The sequence below is a fragment of the Actinocrispum sp. NPDC049592 genome (genome assembly GCF_040675465.1).
In the GTDB taxonomy this organism is placed as follows: domain Bacteria; phylum Actinomycetota; class Actinomycetes; order Mycobacteriales; family Pseudonocardiaceae; genus Kibdelosporangium.
Map to the genome: position 1 here is coordinate 1 of NZ_JBFAPA010000009.1, position 17,678 is coordinate 17,678.

A 17,678-nucleotide genomic window follows, 5' to 3' on the forward strand; every position below is an offset into this window, starting at 1 on the left:
CAAACCAACCACCCACCCAAGCCATACGGACCGGCACCCCGCTGGAAACCCGGCCCCCACTTGACAGATGTGATTCCCTCCGGGCAGGCCATACCGGAGGGACAGGGCACGGCCCCGAACCCCCCTCTGGGCGGCGCTGCCGCGCGGCGAGCGCTCTTTCCACCCAGCCGAAGCTCAAGGTGGTGAGCCCGTCCGGCGAGGACACCCCCAAAGGCAACGCATCGCCAAAACCACCTAAGGCTCAACAGACTGCCGATGCCAAAACACGTTGAGCGGATCGTAAGCAGCCTTGACCCGCCGCAACCGCGGATAGTTCCCCTTGTAGTACAACGAAGACCAAGCCACCCCAGACCGGTTCAAAGAACCATCCCCGAGATCAACATCCGGGTAGTTCACGTAACACCCATCAGTCACGGCATTCGGCACCGGCACCCCACCGGTGTCCGCATACACCGCCCCATAGAACCCCCGAATCCACCCAAGATGCAAAGCCTCCTCGGCCGGATCCGTCCAATACACCTGATACTGCAACTTCAACACCGAATCCCGCTGCGGCACAGCAGTATCCCCAGGAGCCACAGCATTGATCCGACATCCATACGAGTCGATCTGCACCAGGGCCCTCGGGTTGTTGTAGTCCGGCGTGGCCAGCCACTCGTAGGTAGCCGCGATCTGCGCGGGTGTATACCCCCGCCGTAGGTAGGCCGACTTGTAGTCCCCGCAGAACGTCCAACTGCTGCTGCCACTCATCGCGTAAGTGCCATCCAGCCAGGGAAGGCGTTGCGGCTCCAGAAACTCAGGCATGGATGGGTGATCACCCGACCGGGCGATCATCTTGACCCGCGGAGCAGCAACACCGTCGAACACCGCGGTCAGGTAGTCGTCAAGCAAGCCCCGAGCGCCAGAGACAGCACCATCAGCCTGCGTGACCAGAACGATCTGCCCAGCGACGTTTCCGTCGCCGTCCCAGGTCTTCTTGTTCGCCTTCAGCAGGCCGAAGATCCCCGCGTAGGCAGAGTCCGGCGCGGAGTTGCGCTCATGCCACTTCCCGAAGTTGTCCACCAGCCTGGTGAAGTCGGTCTCCGTCACGTCCGCCCAGTTCAGCGCCACCGCACTCAGGAAGATCTCCGCGGGCGGCCGAGGCAGGTACCCGGCCGGATCCATCCCCGGAGCACCGAAGAGAAACCGAGTCACCACACCGAAGTTGCCGCCCCCGCCGCCGGTGTGCGCCCACCACAGCTCCCGGTGGGGGTCATCGGCTTCACAAGTGGCGACGATGGCCTTGGCGCGCCCATCGGAGTCAACAGTCACGACCTCGACGCCGTACAGATAGTCAACTGTCAAGCCGAACTGGCGCGACGCAAGGCCATACCCGCCTCCGGTGATGTGCCCACCCGCACCTACAGAGGCGCAGGAACCACCGGGGATGGTCACGCCCCAAACCCGGTGAAGGGTCTCGTAGATCTGGATCAGGGTCGCACCCGCGCCCACTGAGATGGCGTTGTGAATGGGGTCGTAGGCGATCTGGTTCAGCCCCGACACGTCGATGAGTGTGTGGGTGCCGTTGTAGGCGAAGTCCTCGTAGCAGTGCCCGCCGCTGCGGATCCCGATGCGTTTGCCCGCGGTGACCGCCTCCTGCACGGCCGCGACGACCTGGTCGGTGCTGTTCACCAGGCGGACGGTTTCGGGGGTGCCGGCCCATCGCTGGTTGCTGCCCCGAACCTTGCTGGCGTACTGGGGGTCACCCGGGTGGACCGTCGTGGCCGCTTGGATGTCATCGGCCTCACTCATTCACGTGTCTCCCCGCTCTCCGGTCAAATCCCCAGCACCGCGGCCGGCCACGATCATGATGAACCCTCAACGACCTGATCGCTTCGGTGTTGTGCAGTGCAAAATGTGTTTTTGTAGCCGTAACAGGTCCAGACCACGTGTCATGCTTCACACGTGTCCAGTCAGCCCAGTTCGCGTAACCAGTCATCATCGTTACGTCGTGCGCTCTCCGTTCTGCACTACGTGTCGGAACGGGCGGGCGAGACCCGAGGCGTGCCGCTGTCGCGGATCGCCGAGGATCTGAAGATCAGCAAGAGCAGCGTGCTGCGCCTGACAACTCCCCTGCTCGACACAAACTTGCTGATCCGGGACCGGCAGACCGGCTGGTTCCGCCTCGGTCACGGCGCGCTGCGCCTCGGCCAGGCCTACCTCGCGTCCCTCGACCTGCGCACCGTTGCCGCGGAACCGTTGCGCCGCATGCAACGCGCCCTCGGGGAGACGTGTCACCTCGTCGTCTACGAGCCGCCGGACGTCGTCTACATCGACAAGGTCGAGAACGACCACACCGTGCGGATGGCGTCCCGGATCGGCAACCGGGTGCCCGCATACCGGACGGCGGTCGGCAAGGCGATCCTCGCGTGGCTGCCCGAAGAGGCGGTGCAGGCCGCGATCGACCGCGGCCTGAGACCGGTCACCGACCGGACCCTGTCCGACCCGGACAGCCTGCGCGCCGACCTGCTGCGGGTGCGAAGACGTGGCTACGCCATCGACGACCGCGAGAACGAGGAGGAGGTGCGCTGCATCGCGGCGCCCATCTTCGACCACAGCGACGAGGTGATCGGCGCGCTTTCGGTGTCCTGCCTGGCATCCCGGATGAAACCGGCGCGGGTGCGTGAGGTCGGGCCGGTCGTGCTGCGCTACGGCATGGAGATCTCCCGGGTGTTCGGCTCGTCCAAGCTGCCCGCCGAGTTCTCCCGCGAGTAGCGGTTCTGGACGTTTTATCCACGTTGGATGTATCGTCCAGACCATGGACCAGCTGGCACCGGTGTGCGAGGCGATCGCCCGCCTGCTCTCCCCGCACGCGGAGGTCGTGCTGCACGATCCCCGCACCGACCGGGTGGCGGGGATCTGGAACGCGCTCTCCGGCCGGTCACCTGGGGATGCGTCACTCCTCGGTGAGCTCGGCGAGCTCACCGAGGACGTCTATGGCCCATATCCGAAGTCGCTCGCCGACGGCAGGCGGCTGTCCAGCGTCAGTGCCGTCGTGCGCGACGACTCCGGGCAGCCGCAGTACGTGTTGTGCGTGAACGTCGACCGGACCGCGTTCGACGACGCGGCCCGGTTGCTCGCGAGCTTCGCCGCGCCGGTCAGCGGCCAGCCCCAGGCACTGTACGAACGGGACTGGACGGAGACGCTCAACTCCGTTGTGGGCGACTACGTCCGGTCCTGTGGCACGCCGTTGGACCGGTTGTCCAAACAGGACCGGTTGACCCTGTTGAAGCAGCTCGACACGGCCGGGATCTTCGCCCAGCGCCGGTCGGTTCCCGCGGTGGCCCAGGCGATGCGGATCTCCCGCTCGGCGGTTTACCAGCTGCTCGCGGAGGTGCGCGCCGATGCTTCCTGATTTCCGGCTGGAGACCTACTTCTCGCGCTGGGAGTTCGCCGCCCGCTACCACCTGACCGCCTCCGACGCCGAGTCCATGTCACTGCCCGAGCTGCTCGCTCTGGCCGACGACGACGCCCGTCAGCGTTGGGACACGTTGCATCTGGGGTACACCGAGACCTACGGCCTGCCAGCCCTGCGCGAGGAGATCGCGCTCACGTACACGAACGTCGCCCCCGAGGACGTGCTGTGCTTCGCGGGCGCCGAAGAGGGCATCTACCTCGCCATGCGGACTCTGTTGTCCGCCGAGGACCACGTCGTCGTGGTGACACCGAACTACCAGGCCGCCGAGACCATCCCCCTGTCCATCTGCGACGTCACCGGCGTTCCTTTGCGTGCCGAGGACAATTGGGCGCTGGACGTCGACGCCCTGGAGGCTGCCCTCCGGCCGGATACGCGCATTGTCTCGGTCAACTTCCCCAACAACCCGACCGGTGCCCTGCCCACTCTCGAGGCGTGGCAACGACTAGCGGCGCTCTGTGACTCCAGGGGAATCATCCTCTTCAGCGACGAGGTCTACCGCGGTCTGGAGGACGACCCACTGCCACAGGCCGCCGACCTGTCCACGCGGGCGATGTCGTTGAACGTGATGTCCAAGGCGTACGGGCTGCCCGGCCTGCGGATCGGCTGGATCGCCTGCCGGGACCGGAAAGTGCTCGACCGGCTGGAGCGGGCCAAGCACTACACGTCGATCTGCAACTCCGCGCCCAGCGAAGTGCTTGCCCTCATCGGACTCCGCGCGCGGGACGAGCTGCTCAGCCGCAACCGCGAGATCATCGCGGGCAACATCCCGTTGTTCGACGAGTTCTTCGCGTCGTTCCCGGAGCTGTTCGAGTGGCAGCCGCCGCAGGGCGGGTGCGTGTGCTTCCCGCGATACCTGGGCCCGGAGGGCGTCGAGCGGATGTGCGCCGATCTTGTTGAGCAGCAAGGGGTCCTGCTGCTGCCAGCGAGTATCTACCAGTCCGCCCTGACGCCCACGCCGGCCGATCGGTTCCGGGTCGGCGTGGGGCGCCGGTCGCCCGAGGCGGCGCTGGCGGCGTGGGCTAGCCGGCTGCGTCGGTGAGTACCTCACGGATCACGTGCCGCGCGTTCTCCGCGAGCTGCGGGTTGGTGTGCTGGTAGTACGGCAGCTGGATGAGCGCGATCGACAGGGCCCAGGCGCGCCCGCGCAGCCACGTCACGTCATCCACGTCCAGGGCCTCGCGGAACAGGTCCCTGGCCTCGGCGCGCAACAGGTTCCAGGCGACGATCAGGTCGACCGTGGGGTCGCCGACCCCGGCTCCGGCCAGGTCGATCACTGCGCTCAACCGTCCATTTCGGACCAGAACGTTGCCGGGGCTCAGGTCGCCGTGCGACCACAGCTCAGGTCCCCGCCACTCGGGCAGCGCGACCGCCTCGGCCCAGATCTCGGCCACCGCGGCGGTGTCGATCATGCCGGTCAGCTCGTCGATGGCCTTGCGGGTCGTGTCGTCGCGGGTCCGCAAAGGCCGGCCGCGGTCCTGGCGGGGGCCGTTCGCCGGGTCGATCCGGCGCAGCGCCAGGATGAAGTCCGCCAGGTCCCGCGCCAGCGGATCGGTCGCGTAGCAGGGGTTCTCCCCCGGCATCCAGCGCACCACCGACCAGGGCCAGGGGTAGCCCGCCCCCGGTTCGCCGCGGCCGAGCGGCACCGGGATCGGCACCGGCAGCTCGTCCGCCAGCCTCGGCAGCCAGGCGTGCTCCCGGTCGACGTTCGGCACCGCCCACGGGATCCGCGGCAGCCGCACCGCCATGTCCTCACCGAGGCGGTACATCGCGTTGTCCGTGCCCGAGGAGATGACGTCCGCCACCGGCAGGTCCGCCCATTGGGGGAACTGCTCGGTGATCAGCCGGCGCACCAGCGGCACGTCGATCTCCGCTTCGTCCGTGTGCATCCTCGCCATGGTGGATCATGCAACCGGCCGGGGGTGCGTCGCGTCAAACCCAATGAAAGGGGGAACACATGGACTTCGGATGCGGGTCTTGTTACGGCGAGGACCCGGGGGCCGTGCTGGAGTACAGCCGCGGTGGCCTGGTCATCACCCAACGGCTGATCTCGGACTCACACTTCGGCGTCTCGGTGCGCCGGTGCACCAACTGCGGGCAGCAGTTCATCGCCATCTTCACCGAGTTCGTCGACTGGTCCGGCGGCGACGACGCCCAGTACTTCGACATCGTCCCGGTCACCCCGGAGGAGGCCGACGAGGCCATCGCCGCAGGTGAGAACGTCAGCACGAGCTTCCTGAGCAACCTCGGCACCGGCCGCAGACACCTCGCCTCGGACTACCCCACTGGCGGCCCGCACCGGCTCAACTGGCTCACCGGTCCGTTGACCGTCGAGCAGGGCTACTGAGCCCCCGGGTGAGGTTGCCAATAGCGGAGGGAATGACCAACTCGGTCCGGAGGCGGGCGGGGCGGTGCTAGCTTCTCGACGGTTGTCGGTGGCCTGAGCGAGGTGTCCCGGTGATAGCGACTGCGCAGACGGAGAAGTTCGCCGCTTACCTGCGGATGTTGAAGGACCGCAGCGGGCGTGGGTTCGAGCGGCTCGGCAAACAGGCTGGGATCAGCGGATCCAGTCTGCACCGGTACTGCTCGGGCCTCAGCGTTCCGACGGACTACCGGGTGGTGCACACCTTCGGGAAGGTGTGCGGGGCCAGCGCGGAGGAGCTGCGCGAGCTGCACCAGCTGTGGGCGCTGGCCGACGCGGAACGAGACGTTCCGGAGGCAGCCGTGGAGCAGCCGCCGCCTCCGGAGGAAGAGAAACAACCGAAAGTCAGCCGCCAGTACATCGTCCTGGGCCTGGTCGCGATCCTGTTGGTCGGCGGCGTGGCGTGGGTGACCTTCCGGCCGTCGGCCGAGCAGCCCGCCGACGGCAGGCTGCTGTTCTCCCCCGCGTGCAGCCAGGTGAGCATGGGGCAGCACGACGAGTGCGTGACCGAGGTGCAGAACCTGCTCAGCCGCGCGCACGCGAAGATCACCGTGGACGGCGACTTCGGCCCGGAGACCCTCAAGCGGGTCACCGCCTTCCAGGTGCTGGCCGGGATCACGCCCCGCGGAGTGGTCGACGCACCGACCAAGACCGCGTTGTACGACCAGAAGACCAGCATGGAGGTCCCCGCTCCGGCGGCCATCGAGCAGAAGGTCCGTGCCGTGTTCACCGAGGACCCGGACAAGGCCGTGGCCATCGCGCGCTGCGCCTCGTTCCTCGACCCGCTGTGGGTGCTGCCGAACACCAACGGCAGCCGCAACTGGGGCGTCTTCCAGATCTCCGACGCGCGCCTGCAGGAGCTCGGCGGCACGCCAAGGATCGCGTTCGACCCGGACTGGAACATCCAGGCCGCGCACAGGCTCTGGGCCGTCCGCCGCGACTTCCACGACTGGCCCGCCTGCGAGGCGGCGCTGCAGAAACCGACGCAGTGAGGCTGGGGACCCGGCGGAGTCCCCAGCCTCACCCCCAGTTCCGGCGCGAGACACTAGATGGTGCCGCTCTCCCACCACCAGTCGCGGCCGAGGTCGGCCCGGCTGTCGACGTGCTGGTGGTCGGCTGTGTAGCGCTCGAGGCCGGAGAACCCGCAGGTCTCGGCCTTCTGGTAGACGGTCCGGTTCGCCACGCCGGGGACGTTCAGGTCGGCGGCGGTGCCGTAGAGGTGCATGCTGTCGCTGGCGCCGCCGATCTCCGCGTTGTGCTGGATGTTGCGGAAACCGGAGTTCACCGTGATGGGCTTGTTGCCCAGCTTCTTGCGCAGGGCTTCCAGCTTGTACATGCAGCGGCGGGCGTTCTCGCGCGCCGCTGCCGCGCTTACCTTGCCGCCGTTGAAGGTTCCGGTGGTCCGGTCGGTGAACTCGCTCCAGTTGAAGTGCGCCGTGGAGCCGTCGGACTGCTCCAGCGAGTTCAGCACGGCCTGCGTGGCCGGGCCGACCTGGGCGTCGGCGCCGAGGCCGTAGGCGGCCTGGAACCGGCGGACCGCGGCGGCGGTGCCCGGGCCGAACTCACCGTCGATGCTCACCCGGCTGTGGCTGGCGCTGTCGGCGGCCCAGCCCGCGACCCGGATCTGCAGCTCGGTCACGTCCGCGCCGGTCATGCCCTGGACCAGCTGACGGGACCACGGGTAGGCGTTGGCCACGCCGGCCAGCGCGATCGGCCCGGCCACGATGCCGGCCCCGGCGACCAGTGCCCCGCGCAGGACGGCACGGCGGTTCATCGAACAACGACTCATCGTGAAAAGTCCTTTCGCCTCAGCGATCTGGAGAAGGAGAAGAGGTGCTCAGCGGTTGGCCAGCCGGTCGAGGTCGGCCTGGCCGCCGTGGAAGACGTCCGCGGTCGCCGGCGCCGGGATGCCGTCCGGGACGGCCACGTCGGTGTACTGCCACATCAGCCAGCTCGACGAGCCCGCGGGCAGCGGCGGCTGGGTGATCGACTGGCGGTAGTCCGCCAGCTGCAACGGATACGCGGCGAACGCGGTGGTCGAGCCCATGCAGGCGTCCAAAAAGGACTTCTGCGTGTAGATGATCGGCCTGCGGCCGAACGCGGCCTCCACCTTGTCCAGCCACGCCTTGGTGTCGGTGACCGTGGCGAACGGCGGGCAGCGGCCGGAGCCGTCGTCCATCCGTTCCAGGTCGAACACCGGGGGCAGGTCGCCCGCTCGTTTCCCGGTGTACCCGGTGGCTTTGACCGCGGCGATGAACCGGTCCGCCTGTGCGGCACCGGTGTTGGCCGCCGAACCGGTGTAGAAGTGGTACGGCGCAACGGCCAGACCGGCGTTTCGGGCCGTCGGCAGGTCGGTGGCGAGGTACTCGTCGGTGACGTTGAGCCCGCGCGTCGCCTTGACGGTCGCGAACTCGACACCGGACGCCTTGACCGCGGTCCAGTTGATCGCGGCGCCGCCGGGGTGCTGGTACTTCGCGGTGTCCACGCCGTCGATCGCGTACCCGGCGGGCTTGGGCGGCGCGCAGTAGGCGTTGCGCGACGACCAGTCGGTCAGCTTGGCCCAGGTGTTCGGTCCGACGACGCCATCCGCGCCGAGGTTGACGCAGTGCTGGAACGCGATCACGCGGGACTCGGTGCCGCCGCCGAAGTCACCGTCGATGGCCAGCGGCCCGTAGTGCCACGGGTCCATCGCCAGGTTGAGCCGGCACTGGACCTCTTTGACCTCGACCCCGTTGGCGCCCTTCCGCAACGAAGGCCGTGCTTCGGTGAGACCACAGACTTTCGCCTGCGCGGTGGCCGGTGTTCCGGTCGGTGAACATTTCCGCGGGTGAGCCGACCAGGTATTGAGCGCACCCCAGGTCTGCGCGCCGATCTCACCGTCCACCGAAAGCCCGGCGCACCGCTGGAAAACACGCACCCGCGCATCGGTCGCCGGTCCGAACTGACCATCGGCACCAATAGGCGTGTACTTACTCGCCTTGGTCGCGAGATTGAGCTGACATTGCGCCTCGGTGACCGAATCACCGGTCGCGCCCTGATGAATTGTCGGTTGTGCGGTGGTATGGCCGCAAACCGCTATGGGTTCCGCCGAGGCGGCACCCGCGGAAAGCGTCGCCGCCGCCAAGGCAAGGACCACGACCCAGCAAAGCTTTCGCATCTGATCCCCTTGACATGGAGGGCCGGAAAAGCCCCGGCGGGGATCAATCTGGCAGTGTCACGTGCGCGACGGAACAACGCCGTCCCGGATTGGGACAGACGGGACGGTCCCACCCCCGCTGAACAGCAGAGATGGGACCGTGACGGGATGAGCGAGGGACGCTCGGCGTCAGTCGAGGACGGCCAGGGCGTCGATCTCGACGAGGAGGCCGGGTGGGAGGCCGACGTAGACGGTGGTGCGGGCGGGGAAATCGCCGCCGAGGTATTCGGCGTAGGCGGCGTTCATGTCCGCGAAGTGCGCCACGTCGGTGAGGTAAACGCGCAACATCACGACGTCGGCCAACGAGGAACCCGCCGCCTCGAGCACCGACTGGACGTTGCTGAGGACCTGTTTGGTCTGCTCGGCGACATTGGTGCCGACGACGTCACCGGTTTTCGGGTCGAACGCGACCTGGCCGGCCACCTGGAGGATGTTGCCTTTGCGGACGCCGTGCGAAAGGGGCACGGCGGGCTTGACGGCGCCGTCCGGGTGGATGAAGGTCCTGGCCATTTCTGAGGGTTTCCTTCCTATCGGTGAAATCCGCACTCGGCGGACGCCTTCTCGGCCGCGCGCAGCAGGTCCGGGACCAGTCCCAGCAACCCGTCGAGGTCCAGCAGGACCTGCGGCACGGACAACGACATGGCGGCGAGCACCTCGCCGCGGGCGCCGCGGATGGGTGCGGCGATGCAGTGGATGAAGTCCTCGTGCTCGGAGTTGTCGATCGCGTAGCCGCGCTCGGCGACCTTGGCCAGTTCGGCGAGGTACGCCTCCGGCGTGACCAGCGTGTTCTCGGTGAGCTTCGTGTACGTGATGCCCGCGGCGATCTCCCGGCGCTGCGCCTCCGGTAGGGCCGACACCAGGATCTTGGCCACCGCGGTGCAGTGCAGCGGCGCGCGTTTGCCGATCCGCGAGTACATCCGGACCTGGTGGCGGGACTCGAACTTGTCGATGTACACCACCTCACCGTCCTCATAGGACGCCAGGTGCACGGTGTGCCCGGTCAGCGCATTGAGTTCCCGCAGCGCGGGTTCGACGCTGCGCCGCACGTCCCGGTCCTCCAGCGACCGGTGCGCGAGGTCGAACAGGGCCGTCCCCAAGCGGTAGTAACGCACCCCGTCACGCTGGACGAACCGGTGCGACTCCAGCGTGCGCAGCAGCCGCAGCACGGTCGACTTGTGCACGCCGATCGCCTCGGCGAGGTCGTCGAGCGTCTTCGGGCCCTCGGCCAGCCCCGACAGCAGGGTCAGCGCCCGGTCCAGACTCTGGCTCATTGTCGTCGCACTCCCTGGTCGGTCAGGTGGGTGGCGGCCCAAGTCGCGGCGTCGGCGTCGAGCAGCGAGGCGACCACCTCGGCCGGCAACGGGGTACCGACGTCATCATGCGTCCGCAGGGCGACGGCGGCCTGCAGGTGTCCCGAGCGCAACCTCCGCACGGGGGACTCCCCGGCCAGGGTCGCGTTGAGGAACCCGGCCGCGAACGCGTCCCCGGCGCCGACCGGCTCCACGACGTCCACCCGCAACGCCGGCTGGAACAGCTCGACGCCGTCCTCCACCAGGGTCGCACCCCGCTCGCCGTGCTTGATCACGAGGGTCGCCGGCTCGGGCAGCAGCTTGCGGATCTCCGCTGGTGAGGTCACTCCCCAGACCAGCTCGGCCTCGTCATCACCGGCGAACACGATGTCCGCCGCGTTGGCGATCTCGCGTAGCACCGACGGGTCGCGGTCGGCCCACAGTTTGGGCCGCCAGTTCAGGTCGAACGACAGCCGGTGGGTCACCCGGGGCGCGGCGACCAGGGCTCGCATCAGTTCAAGGCAGCTGTCCGACAGTCCCGCGTTGATCCCGCTCACATGCACTACACGCACGCCGTCGAGCTGCAGTTTCGCCATCAGCTTCGGGCCCATGCCGGAGGCGGCGGACCCGCGCCGGTAGTAGCGCACCGGACTGCCGCCTGCGCTGCTTTCCTTGACGTACAAGCCTGTTGGCCGCAGCGGGTCGACCTGCACGGTGGACACGTCCACGCCCTTCGCGGCCACGTCGGCGACCACCGCCCTGCCGAACGCGTCGTCCCCGACGGCGCTCACCCACTGCGCGCGTAAACCCAGCAGGGCCAGGTTGCAGGCGACGTTCGACTCCGCCCCGCCGACCGTCCGGATCCACGTCCTGACCTGCTCGACCGGTCCCGGTTCACCCGGCACGAACAGTGCCATCGACTCCCCCAGACACAGCACCTCGGTCTGCACCGGTTCCCATCCCTCCAAGCCCCTCGGCGGATCGGGGCTGTGTCCTTGTCGTGACGTTGACCTGGCGGCGACTCGGATGCTACACACCCCAACAGCACATCGCGCAATAGCCGTTGCAAAAGACGCAATGGAGGGTCTGATGGCGGGGATGGACACCGAGGCCGTGACGCGGCTCGGCGGTGAACGGATCGACTGGCGCTTCAAGGGCATGCCGGCCGGGTGGTCCGGCAGGACCGTGTCCGAGGCGCTGGCGACCCGGCCGAACCTGTTCGCGGACGGGTTCGTCGGCCCGCTGGTGGTGCTGGACAACGATGCCATCGAGCACAACCTCGCGACCATGGCCCGTTGGTGCGAATCCAGGGGTATCGCGCTCGCGCCGCACGGCAAGACGACGATGGCGCCGCAGCTGTTCCAGCGCATCCTCGACCACGGGGCATGGGGCTTGACCACGGCGAACGCCAGCCAGCTGAGGGTGTACCGGGCGTTCGGCGTGAACCGGATCCTGATGGCGAACCAGCTTGTCGACCCGTCCGCGTTGCGCTGGCTGTCGGCGGAACTGGACCAGCACCCGGAGCTGGAATTCTCCTCCTGGGTGGACTCCGTGCGCAGCGTCGAGCTGATGACCGAGGCGCTGGGCGGAACCCGGCCGGTCGACGTGATCGTCGAGCTCGGCGCGTCCGGTGGCCGGACCGGCGCGCGCACCCAGGCCGCCGCGATCGAGGTCGCGGACGCGGTCGCCGCCAGCCCGGCGCTGCGGCTGGTCGGCGTCGGCGGCTACGAGGGCTCGCTCGCGCATGACGCCTCGGACCAGGCGCTGGCCAAGATCGACGGCTACCTCAACGCCGTCCGCGAGTTGACCGCCGCGCTGGCTGGGCACTTCGACGACCTCGACCGGGTGATCGTGACCGTCGGCGGCAGCGCGTACTTCGACCACGTCGCCGACTCGCTGACCCAGCCGTGGCCCGGCGGCCTGCCGGTGCTGCCGATCCTGCGCAGCGGCGCGTACATCACCCACGACGACGGCTTCTACCGGGAGATCTCCCCGCTCGGCGACCATGCCCGGATCCCCGGAGTCGAGCATTTCCGGCCGGCGCTGCGGGCCTGGGCGCAGGTGACCTCCAAGCCGCAGGACGACCTGGCGCTGCTGACCATCGGCAAGCGGGACGCCTCGTTCGACGAGGGACTGCCTGAGCCACAGCTGATCCGGGCGCGGGGCGAGGTGAAACCGTTGACCGGCTGCGAGATCACCGCGATGAACGACCAGCACTCGTTCCTGGCCATCGGTCCCGGTGCCCAGGTCGAGGTCGGCGACTGGATCGGCATGGGCCTGTCGCACCCGTGCACGGTGTTCGACAAGTGGCAGCTGATCCCGGCGACCAGCGCGGACGGCGAGACCGTGGTCGACTTGATCCGCACGTACTTCTGAGGAGCCGGGAATGGATATCGTGTTCCGCGGGGCGACGGTGGTCGACGGCACCGGAGCACCCCGCTACCAGGCGGATGTGGGCTTAGCGGCGGGCCGGATCGCGGCCATCGGCCAGAAGCTGGCCGCCACCCGGGTGATCGACGCGGCCGGCTTGGTGCTGGCACCCGGGTTCATCGACATGCACTCGCACTCGGACCTGCAGGTCCTGGCGAAGCCGGACCATTTGGCCAAGGTCTCACAAGGCGTGACGACCGAGGTCTACGGCCAGGATGGCCTGTCGTACGCGCCGGTCGACGACACCACCCTCGAAGGCCTACGCGCGCAACTGGCGGGCTGGAACGACGATCCGGCCGGGTTCGACTGGAACTGGCGCAGTGTCGGCGAATACCTCGATCGCCTGGATCAGGGCATCGCGGTGAACGCGGCCTATCTGTTGCCGCAGGGCACGATCCGGATGCTCGTGGTCGGCTGGGAGGCGCGGCGGCCCACCGAGTCCGAAATGGACAAGATGCGGGCCGTTGTGGCGCAAGGACTCGCCGAGGGCGCCATGGGCCTGTCCTCCGGGCTGACCTACACGCCTGGGATGTACGCGGACACCGACGAACTGATCGCGTTGTGCGAGGTCGTCGGCCGGCACGGCGGCTACTACAGCCCGCACCACCGCAGCTACGGCGCAGGTGCGCTGGAAGCGTACGCCGAGATGGTGGACGTGTCGCGGCGCTCAGGCTGCCCGCTGCACCTGGCGCACGCCACGATGAACTTCCCGGTCAACGAGGGCCGGGCGGGCGAGCTGTTGTCGTTGCTGGACAACGCGATCGCCGACGGCTGCGACATCACCCTGGACACGTACCCCTACCTGCCCGGGGCCACGTACCTTTCGGCGTTGCTGCCCAGCTGGTCCACCGAGGGCGGGCCGGACGTGACCATCGCGCGACTGTCCGATCCGGACACTCGCGAACGGATCCGGGTGGACATCGAGGAAGTCGGCTCGGACGGCTGCCACGGCGTGCCGGTCGACTGGCAGTCCATCGAGATCAACGGCGTCCGCCGGGCGGAGAACTCGCACCTGGTCGGGCACAGCGTCGCCGAGTCGGCCCGGACCGCCGGGAAGCCGCCGTCGGACCTGTACTTCGACGTTCTGGTGGCCGAACGGCTGGGTACCTCGTGTCTCATGCACGTCGGGCACGAGGCCAACGTCCAGGCGATCATGAAACACCCGGCGCACACCGGCGGCAGCGACGGGCTGCTGGTCGGCGAACGCCCGCACCCGCGCGCCTGGGGCACGTTCCCGCGCTACCTCGCCAGATATGTCCGTGAGCTGGGCGTTCTGGACCTGGAGGAGTGCATCGCGCACCTGACCGGCCGCGCTGCCAACCGGTTGCGCATGGCCGGCCGCGGCCTGGTCCGCGAGGGCTACGCGGCCGACCTGGTGCTGTTCGACCCGGACACGGTCGCCGACACCGCCACCTTCGACCAACCGCGGCAGCCCGCCGCCGGTATCCCCTACGTGCTGGTCAACGGGGTACCCGTGATCGACGACGGCACGCACACCGGCGCACTGGCCGGTCACTCGATCCGCAACCCGGGAGCCTGAATGGACCTGATCGCCGAACTGTCCGCCTGGCGTTCGCTGTGCATCATCCGCGCGGACGCCATGCCCGACCCGGTGGGCATCGGGTCCACATTGGTCGAGGCGGGCCTGCCGATCGTGGAGTTCTCGTTCACCACCCCGGACGCGCCCAAGCTGATCGAACAGGCGTCCAAAGTGGAGGGACTGGTCCTGGGCGCGGGCACGGTGATGACCGAGCAGAACACCCGCGACGCGATCAACGCGGGCGCCAAGTTCCTGCTGACCCCCGGCTTGCGGCCCGAGGTCGCCGCCGAGGCGGTCCGGCAGGACATCCCGATCGTCCTCGGGGCGATGACGCCCACCGAGGTCTTCACCGCGCTGGAGCTAGGCGCCACCGCGGTGAAAGTGTTCCCGGCAGCCAGAATGGGTCCCGCGTACTTCAAGGACCTGCACGGCCCCTACCCGGGCATTCCTTTGGTGGCGACCGGCGGCATCACCACCGCCAACGCCACGGAGTACCTAGAAGCCGGCGCGCTCGCGGTCACCGCGGGCAGCGGCGTGGTCTCTCCTGCCCTGGCCGCGGAGTCGCGGCTGACCGAAATCGCCCTGCGGGCACGTGAGTTCGTCGACGCCGTCGCCACGGCGCGGCCCTGACAATGCAAGGGAGCCGTCCCCTTGAACTGGTTGCAACACTCCACAGGCGGGCTACTACTGCTCGCCGCGGTCGGCATCGCGTTGCTGCTGACCCTGATCATCTGGGCGAAGATGGAGCCCTTCATCGCCCTGCTCGTGGTGGGCCTGCTCACCGCGCTCGCACAGGGCATGCCGGTGGCCAAGCTGGTCGGCACCGCGCAGGGCTCGGCGAACTCGATCCTGGAACTCGGTTTCGGCGGGATCCTCGGCCACATCACCGTGATCATCGGCCTGGGTACGTTGCTGGGCGCCATTCTCGAGGCCTCCGGCGGTGCCCATGTGCTCACCCGAGCGCTGCTCAAGGCCGTCGGTGAGAACCGGGCGCCGCTGGCGATGGGCCTGGCCGGGTTGATCTTCGGCATCCCGGTGTTCTTCGACATCGGCATCTTCGTGCTGGCGCCGCTGGTGTACGTGGCGGCCGCGCAGGGCAAGAAGTCGATCCTGCTGTACTGCCTGCCGCTGATCGCCGGTCTGTCGGTCACGCACGCGTTCCTGCCGCCGCACCCAGGTCCGGTGGCCGCCGCCGGTCTGCTGCACGTGGACCTCGGCTGGGTGATCCTGATGGGCGCGGCCTGCGCGATCCCCGCGTGGTTCGTCGGCGGTGTGCTGTTCTCGTCGTGGATCGGCAAGCGCCTGTACATCCCGGTTCCCGAGGAGATGCTGGCCGCGGCCAAGGTCGGCGGCGGTGGCGACAGCGGGACCGGCGGTGACAGCGGGACCGGCGCCGGTGGCGGCGGGACGACCGGCGGGGATGCCGTCGAACCCGTTGAGCCGGAACGCGACGAGCCGCCGTTGTCGCTGGTCGGGTGGATCATCGCGGTGCCGCTGCTGCTGATCCTCGCGGGCACGTTCGGCAGCATCTGGCTGCCCAAGGGCAGCACCGCCGCCGGCATCGCGAACTTCTTCGGCACGCCCGCGGTCGCGTTGACCATCGCAGTGTTGCTGGCGTTCTGGCTGCTGGGCTACCGGCGCGGGATCTCCCGGGTCAAGGTGTCCGAACTGGCCAACGCCTCGCTGCGGCCGGTCGCCATGATCCTGCTGGTGGTCGGCGCGGGCGCGTTCTACGGCCGCGTGCTGACCGAGACCGGCATCGGCAACGCCGTCAAGCAAACCCTCGACGACGCCGGGCTGCCCGTGCTCGTCGCCGCCTATGTCATCGCCTGTGGCCTGCGGATCGCCCAAGGGTCCGCCACCGCCGCGATCGCCGCCTCCGCCGCCATCATCGGACCGACCGTCGCCGACGTCGGCTACTCCCAAGCGCAGCTCGCGCTCATCGTGGCCGCCATCTGCGCGGGCAGCATCATCGCCTCGCACGTCAACGACGGCGGGTTCTGGATCGTGTCGAGGTACTTCGGCATCTCGGTGAAGGACACGCTGAAGACCTGGACAGTGCTGGAAACCATCTTGTCGCTGGTCGGCTTCGCCATGGCAGCGATATTGATGATCTTCGTCTAGCCCGCACCAGAGAGGACTCATTCCCTGTGACAACTGAAATGAGCCGACGTTCCCTGCTCGGGGCGCTTGGGGTGGGCGGTCTCGCGCTCGCCACGGGTCTCCCCGCGTCGGCCGCGACGAGGACGGTGTCCACTGTGTACATCGGCAGCTACACCAGCTGGGGCACACCGGCCGGGCCCGGTCTGCAGGTCGGCAGCGTCGACCCGCAGACCGGCAAGCTCACCATCACCGGCACGGTGCGCAACGTGGTGGACCCGTCCTGGTTCTGTTACAGCGTGGACCGGCGGTTCCTGTTCTCCACCAACGAGTCCGACGCCGGCCGGGTGAGCTCGTTCAGCCTGGCCAACCCGGCCAAGCCGGTGCTGGTCAACTCGCAGCCCGCGAAGGGCGGCGGCACGACCCACCTGAACCTGTTCAACGGCTACCTGATCGCGTCGAACTACAACGACGGCAAGGTGTCCGTGCTGCCGGTGGGCGCGGACGGCCGGATCGGCGCGGTCACGGATGTCGTGACGCACAAGGGCGACAACCGGGCCGCGCACGCCCACCAGACCGTGACCGACCCCAGCGGGAAGTGGCTGGTGTCGGTGGACCTCGGCGCGGACTCGGTGTACGTGTACTCGCTGCAGAACGGGAAGCTCAAGCAGAACCAGCAGCTCAAGCTGCCGGTCGGCCTCGGCCCGCGGCACGTGGCGTTCCACCCAGGCGGGAGGTTCGCCTACATCCTGGGCGAGCTGCGCTCCGAGGTCACGGTGGCGGCGTGGGACGCGGCGGCCGGGAAGCTGACCCCCGGCCAGGTCATCAGCACCCTGGGCGACGCCAAGCCGGCCGAGAACTACCCCGGTGAGGTCGCGGTCTCGCCGGACGGCCGGTTCGTCTACGCCTCCAACCGGGGCCACAACAGCATCGCGATGTTCTCGGTGGACGCGACCGGCAAGCAACTGTCCTTTGTGTCCACCACGCCGTGTGGTGGGGTGTGGCCACGGCACTTCACCCTCGACCCCACGGGACGCTGGGTGTACGTGTCCAATCAGCAGTCCAACACGGTGAACTGGCTGCCGCGTGATCCGGCGTCCGGAAAGCTCGGTGCCTCAGCGGGTTCTGTCTCCGTCGGCAACGTGGCCATCGTTTCGTTCAAGTAATCCCTGCTGGGCGCGCCTTCTTGACCGGGGAGGCGCGCCCTTTTCCATTGGTTTAGACCCTTGTGCCGGTGAATGGTCCGT

The 17,678-nt window shown here is 68.5% G+C and carries 17 protein-coding genes; 10 read left to right on the forward strand and 7 right to left on the reverse strand.

Translation table 11 applies throughout. From position 1 onward, the window contains the following. Window positions 1-234: 234 nt before the first annotated feature. The gene (locus AB0J95_RS22995; protein ID WP_364761141.1) at window positions 235-1,791 is read right to left on the reverse strand and encodes an FAD-binding oxidoreductase; all 1,557 of its coding nucleotides are present in this window, start codon (window positions 1,789-1,791) and stop codon (window positions 235-237) included. Window positions 1,792-1,944: 153 nt separating this feature from the next. Between AB0J95_RS22995 and AB0J95_RS23000 the strand changes: the two genes are divergently transcribed. The 3 genes from AB0J95_RS23000 to AB0J95_RS23010 are packed head-to-tail and all read left to right on the forward strand — an operon-like array spanning window position 1,945 to window position 4,496. After that, entirely contained in the window at window positions 1,945-2,754 is an 810-nt protein-coding gene (locus tag AB0J95_RS23000) for an IclR family transcriptional regulator (protein WP_364761144.1), read from the forward strand. Between the two features lie 43 nt (window positions 2,755-2,797). Further along, window positions 2,798-3,394: a PAS domain-containing protein gene (locus AB0J95_RS23005; RefSeq protein WP_364761147.1), complete on the forward strand. Its 597-nt coding sequence runs from the start codon at window positions 2,798-2,800 to the stop codon at window positions 3,392-3,394. Beyond that, window positions 3,384-4,496 carry an aminotransferase class I/II-fold pyridoxal phosphate-dependent enzyme gene (locus AB0J95_RS23010; protein WP_364761150.1) on the forward strand — a complete coding sequence of 371 codons (1,113 nt, stop codon included), beginning with the start codon at window positions 3,384-3,386 and terminating at the stop codon, window positions 4,494-4,496. Before AB0J95_RS23005 ends, AB0J95_RS23010 begins: the two co-directional genes overlap by 11 nt. On the opposite strand, the gene AB0J95_RS23015 is transcribed toward AB0J95_RS23010, so the two are convergent. Then, window positions 4,477-5,343: an aminoglycoside phosphotransferase family protein gene (locus AB0J95_RS23015; RefSeq protein ID WP_364761153.1), complete on the reverse strand. Its 867-nt coding sequence runs from the start codon at window positions 5,341-5,343 to the stop codon at window positions 4,477-4,479. The two genes, AB0J95_RS23010 and AB0J95_RS23015, sit on opposite strands and share 20 nt — an antisense overlap. Window positions 5,344-5,411: 68 nt before the next feature. Here AB0J95_RS23015 and AB0J95_RS23020 point away from each other — a divergent pair, with 68 nt between their 5' ends. Both AB0J95_RS23020 and AB0J95_RS23025 read left to right on the forward strand, forming a co-directional pair. After that, on the forward strand, window positions 5,412-5,801 hold the full coding sequence (locus tag AB0J95_RS23020; RefSeq protein WP_364761155.1) for a hypothetical protein: 390 nt from the start codon (window positions 5,412-5,414) through the stop codon (window positions 5,799-5,801). 110 nt (window positions 5,802-5,911) lie between these two features. Then, window positions 5,912-6,868 (forward strand): helix-turn-helix domain-containing protein, encoded by a 957-nt coding sequence (locus tag AB0J95_RS23025; RefSeq protein ID WP_364761157.1) that lies wholly within the window; start codon window positions 5,912-5,914, stop codon window positions 6,866-6,868. A 53-nt stretch (window positions 6,869-6,921) separates the two neighbouring features. Here the strand turns inward: AB0J95_RS23025 and AB0J95_RS23030 are convergent, their stop codons facing one another. The 5 genes from AB0J95_RS23030 to AB0J95_RS23050 all read right to left on the reverse strand — a co-directional run bounded on the left by AB0J95_RS23030 (window position 6,922) and on the right by AB0J95_RS23050 (window position 11,311). After that, a complete protein-coding gene (locus AB0J95_RS23030) occupies window positions 6,922-7,650 on the reverse strand; it encodes a D-Ala-D-Ala carboxypeptidase family metallohydrolase (RefSeq protein ID WP_364761160.1) in 729 nt (242 codons plus the stop codon). Window positions 7,651-7,713: 63 nt separating this feature from the next. After that, window positions 7,714-9,033 carry a GH25 family lysozyme gene (locus AB0J95_RS23035; protein WP_364761163.1) on the reverse strand — a complete coding sequence of 440 codons (1,320 nt, stop codon included), beginning with the start codon at window positions 9,031-9,033 and terminating at the stop codon, window positions 7,714-7,716. A gap of 168 nt (window positions 9,034-9,201) precedes the next feature. Further along, window positions 9,202-9,582: a RidA family protein gene (locus AB0J95_RS23040; RefSeq protein ID WP_364761166.1), complete on the reverse strand. Its 381-nt coding sequence runs from the start codon at window positions 9,580-9,582 to the stop codon at window positions 9,202-9,204. A 17-nt stretch (window positions 9,583-9,599) separates the two neighbouring features. Next, window positions 9,600-10,343 (reverse strand): IclR family transcriptional regulator, encoded by a 744-nt coding sequence (locus tag AB0J95_RS23045; RefSeq protein ID WP_364761169.1) that lies wholly within the window; start codon window positions 10,341-10,343, stop codon window positions 9,600-9,602. Continuing rightward, entirely contained in the window at window positions 10,340-11,311 is a 972-nt protein-coding gene (locus AB0J95_RS23050; protein WP_364761171.1) for a sugar kinase, read from the reverse strand. The genes AB0J95_RS23045 and AB0J95_RS23050 overlap by 4 nt, the downstream gene beginning before the upstream one ends. Before the next feature lie 148 nt (window positions 11,312-11,459). On the opposite strand from AB0J95_RS23050, the gene AB0J95_RS23055 reads away from it, so the two are divergent. From AB0J95_RS23055 to AB0J95_RS23075, 5 genes are read left to right on the forward strand one after another with little or no spacing between them, the layout of a single operon-like run. Then, window positions 11,460-12,737, forward strand: a complete 1,278-nt coding sequence (locus AB0J95_RS23055) for an amino acid deaminase (RefSeq protein ID WP_364762138.1) — start codon at window positions 11,460-11,462, stop codon at window positions 12,735-12,737. 10 nt (window positions 12,738-12,747) lie between these two features. Beyond that, complete coding sequence (locus tag AB0J95_RS23060) at window positions 12,748-14,331, forward strand: D-aminoacylase (protein WP_364761174.1); 1,584 nt, start codon at window positions 12,748-12,750, stop codon at window positions 14,329-14,331. Next, window positions 14,332-14,961: a bifunctional 4-hydroxy-2-oxoglutarate aldolase/2-dehydro-3-deoxy-phosphogluconate aldolase gene (locus AB0J95_RS23065; protein WP_364761177.1), complete on the forward strand. Its 630-nt coding sequence runs from the start codon at window positions 14,332-14,334 to the stop codon at window positions 14,959-14,961. 21 nt (window positions 14,962-14,982) lie between these two features. After that, window positions 14,983-16,455 carry an SLC13 family permease gene (locus tag AB0J95_RS23070; protein ID WP_364761180.1) on the forward strand — a complete coding sequence of 491 codons (1,473 nt, stop codon included), beginning with the start codon at window positions 14,983-14,985 and terminating at the stop codon, window positions 16,453-16,455. A 38-nt stretch (window positions 16,456-16,493) separates the two neighbouring features. After that, the gene (locus AB0J95_RS23075; RefSeq protein WP_364761183.1) at window positions 16,494-17,597 is read left to right on the forward strand and encodes a lactonase family protein; all 1,104 of its coding nucleotides are present in this window, start codon (window positions 16,494-16,496) and stop codon (window positions 17,595-17,597) included. Window positions 17,598-17,678 lie beyond the last annotated feature (81 nt).

Coding starts and splice junctions, on each gene's coding strand:
- AB0J95_RS22995 (WP_364761141.1), bottom strand. CDS start 1,791: ATGAGTGAGGCCGATGACATCCAAGCGGCCACGACGGTCCACCCGGGT.
- AB0J95_RS23005 (WP_364761147.1), top strand. CDS start 2,798: ATGGACCAGCTGGCACCGGTGTGCGAGGCGATCGCCCGCCTGCTCTCC.
- AB0J95_RS23010 (WP_364761150.1), top strand. CDS start 3,384: ATGCTTCCTGATTTCCGGCTGGAGACCTACTTCTCGCGCTGGGAGTTC.
- AB0J95_RS23015 (WP_364761153.1), bottom strand. CDS start 5,343: ATGCACACGGACGAAGCGGAGATCGACGTGCCGCTGGTGCGCCGGCTG.
- AB0J95_RS23020 (WP_364761155.1), top strand. CDS start 5,412: ATGGACTTCGGATGCGGGTCTTGTTACGGCGAGGACCCGGGGGCCGTG.
- AB0J95_RS23030 (WP_364761160.1), bottom strand. CDS start 7,650: ATGAACCGCCGTGCCGTCCTGCGCGGGGCACTGGTCGCCGGGGCCGGC.
- AB0J95_RS23035 (WP_364761163.1), bottom strand. CDS start 9,033: ATGCGAAAGCTTTGCTGGGTCGTGGTCCTTGCCTTGGCGGCGGCGACG.
- AB0J95_RS23040 (WP_364761166.1), bottom strand. CDS start 9,582: ATGGCCAGGACCTTCATCCACCCGGACGGCGCCGTCAAGCCCGCCGTG.
- AB0J95_RS23045 (WP_364761169.1), bottom strand. CDS start 10,343: ATGAGCCAGAGTCTGGACCGGGCGCTGACCCTGCTGTCGGGGCTGGCC.
- AB0J95_RS23055 (WP_364762138.1), top strand. CDS start 11,460: ATGGACACCGAGGCCGTGACGCGGCTCGGCGGTGAACGGATCGACTGG.
- AB0J95_RS23060 (WP_364761174.1), top strand. CDS start 12,748: ATGGATATCGTGTTCCGCGGGGCGACGGTGGTCGACGGCACCGGAGCA.
- AB0J95_RS23065 (WP_364761177.1), top strand. CDS start 14,332: ATGGACCTGATCGCCGAACTGTCCGCCTGGCGTTCGCTGTGCATCATC.
- AB0J95_RS23075 (WP_364761183.1), top strand. CDS start 16,494: ATGAGCCGACGTTCCCTGCTCGGGGCGCTTGGGGTGGGCGGTCTCGCG.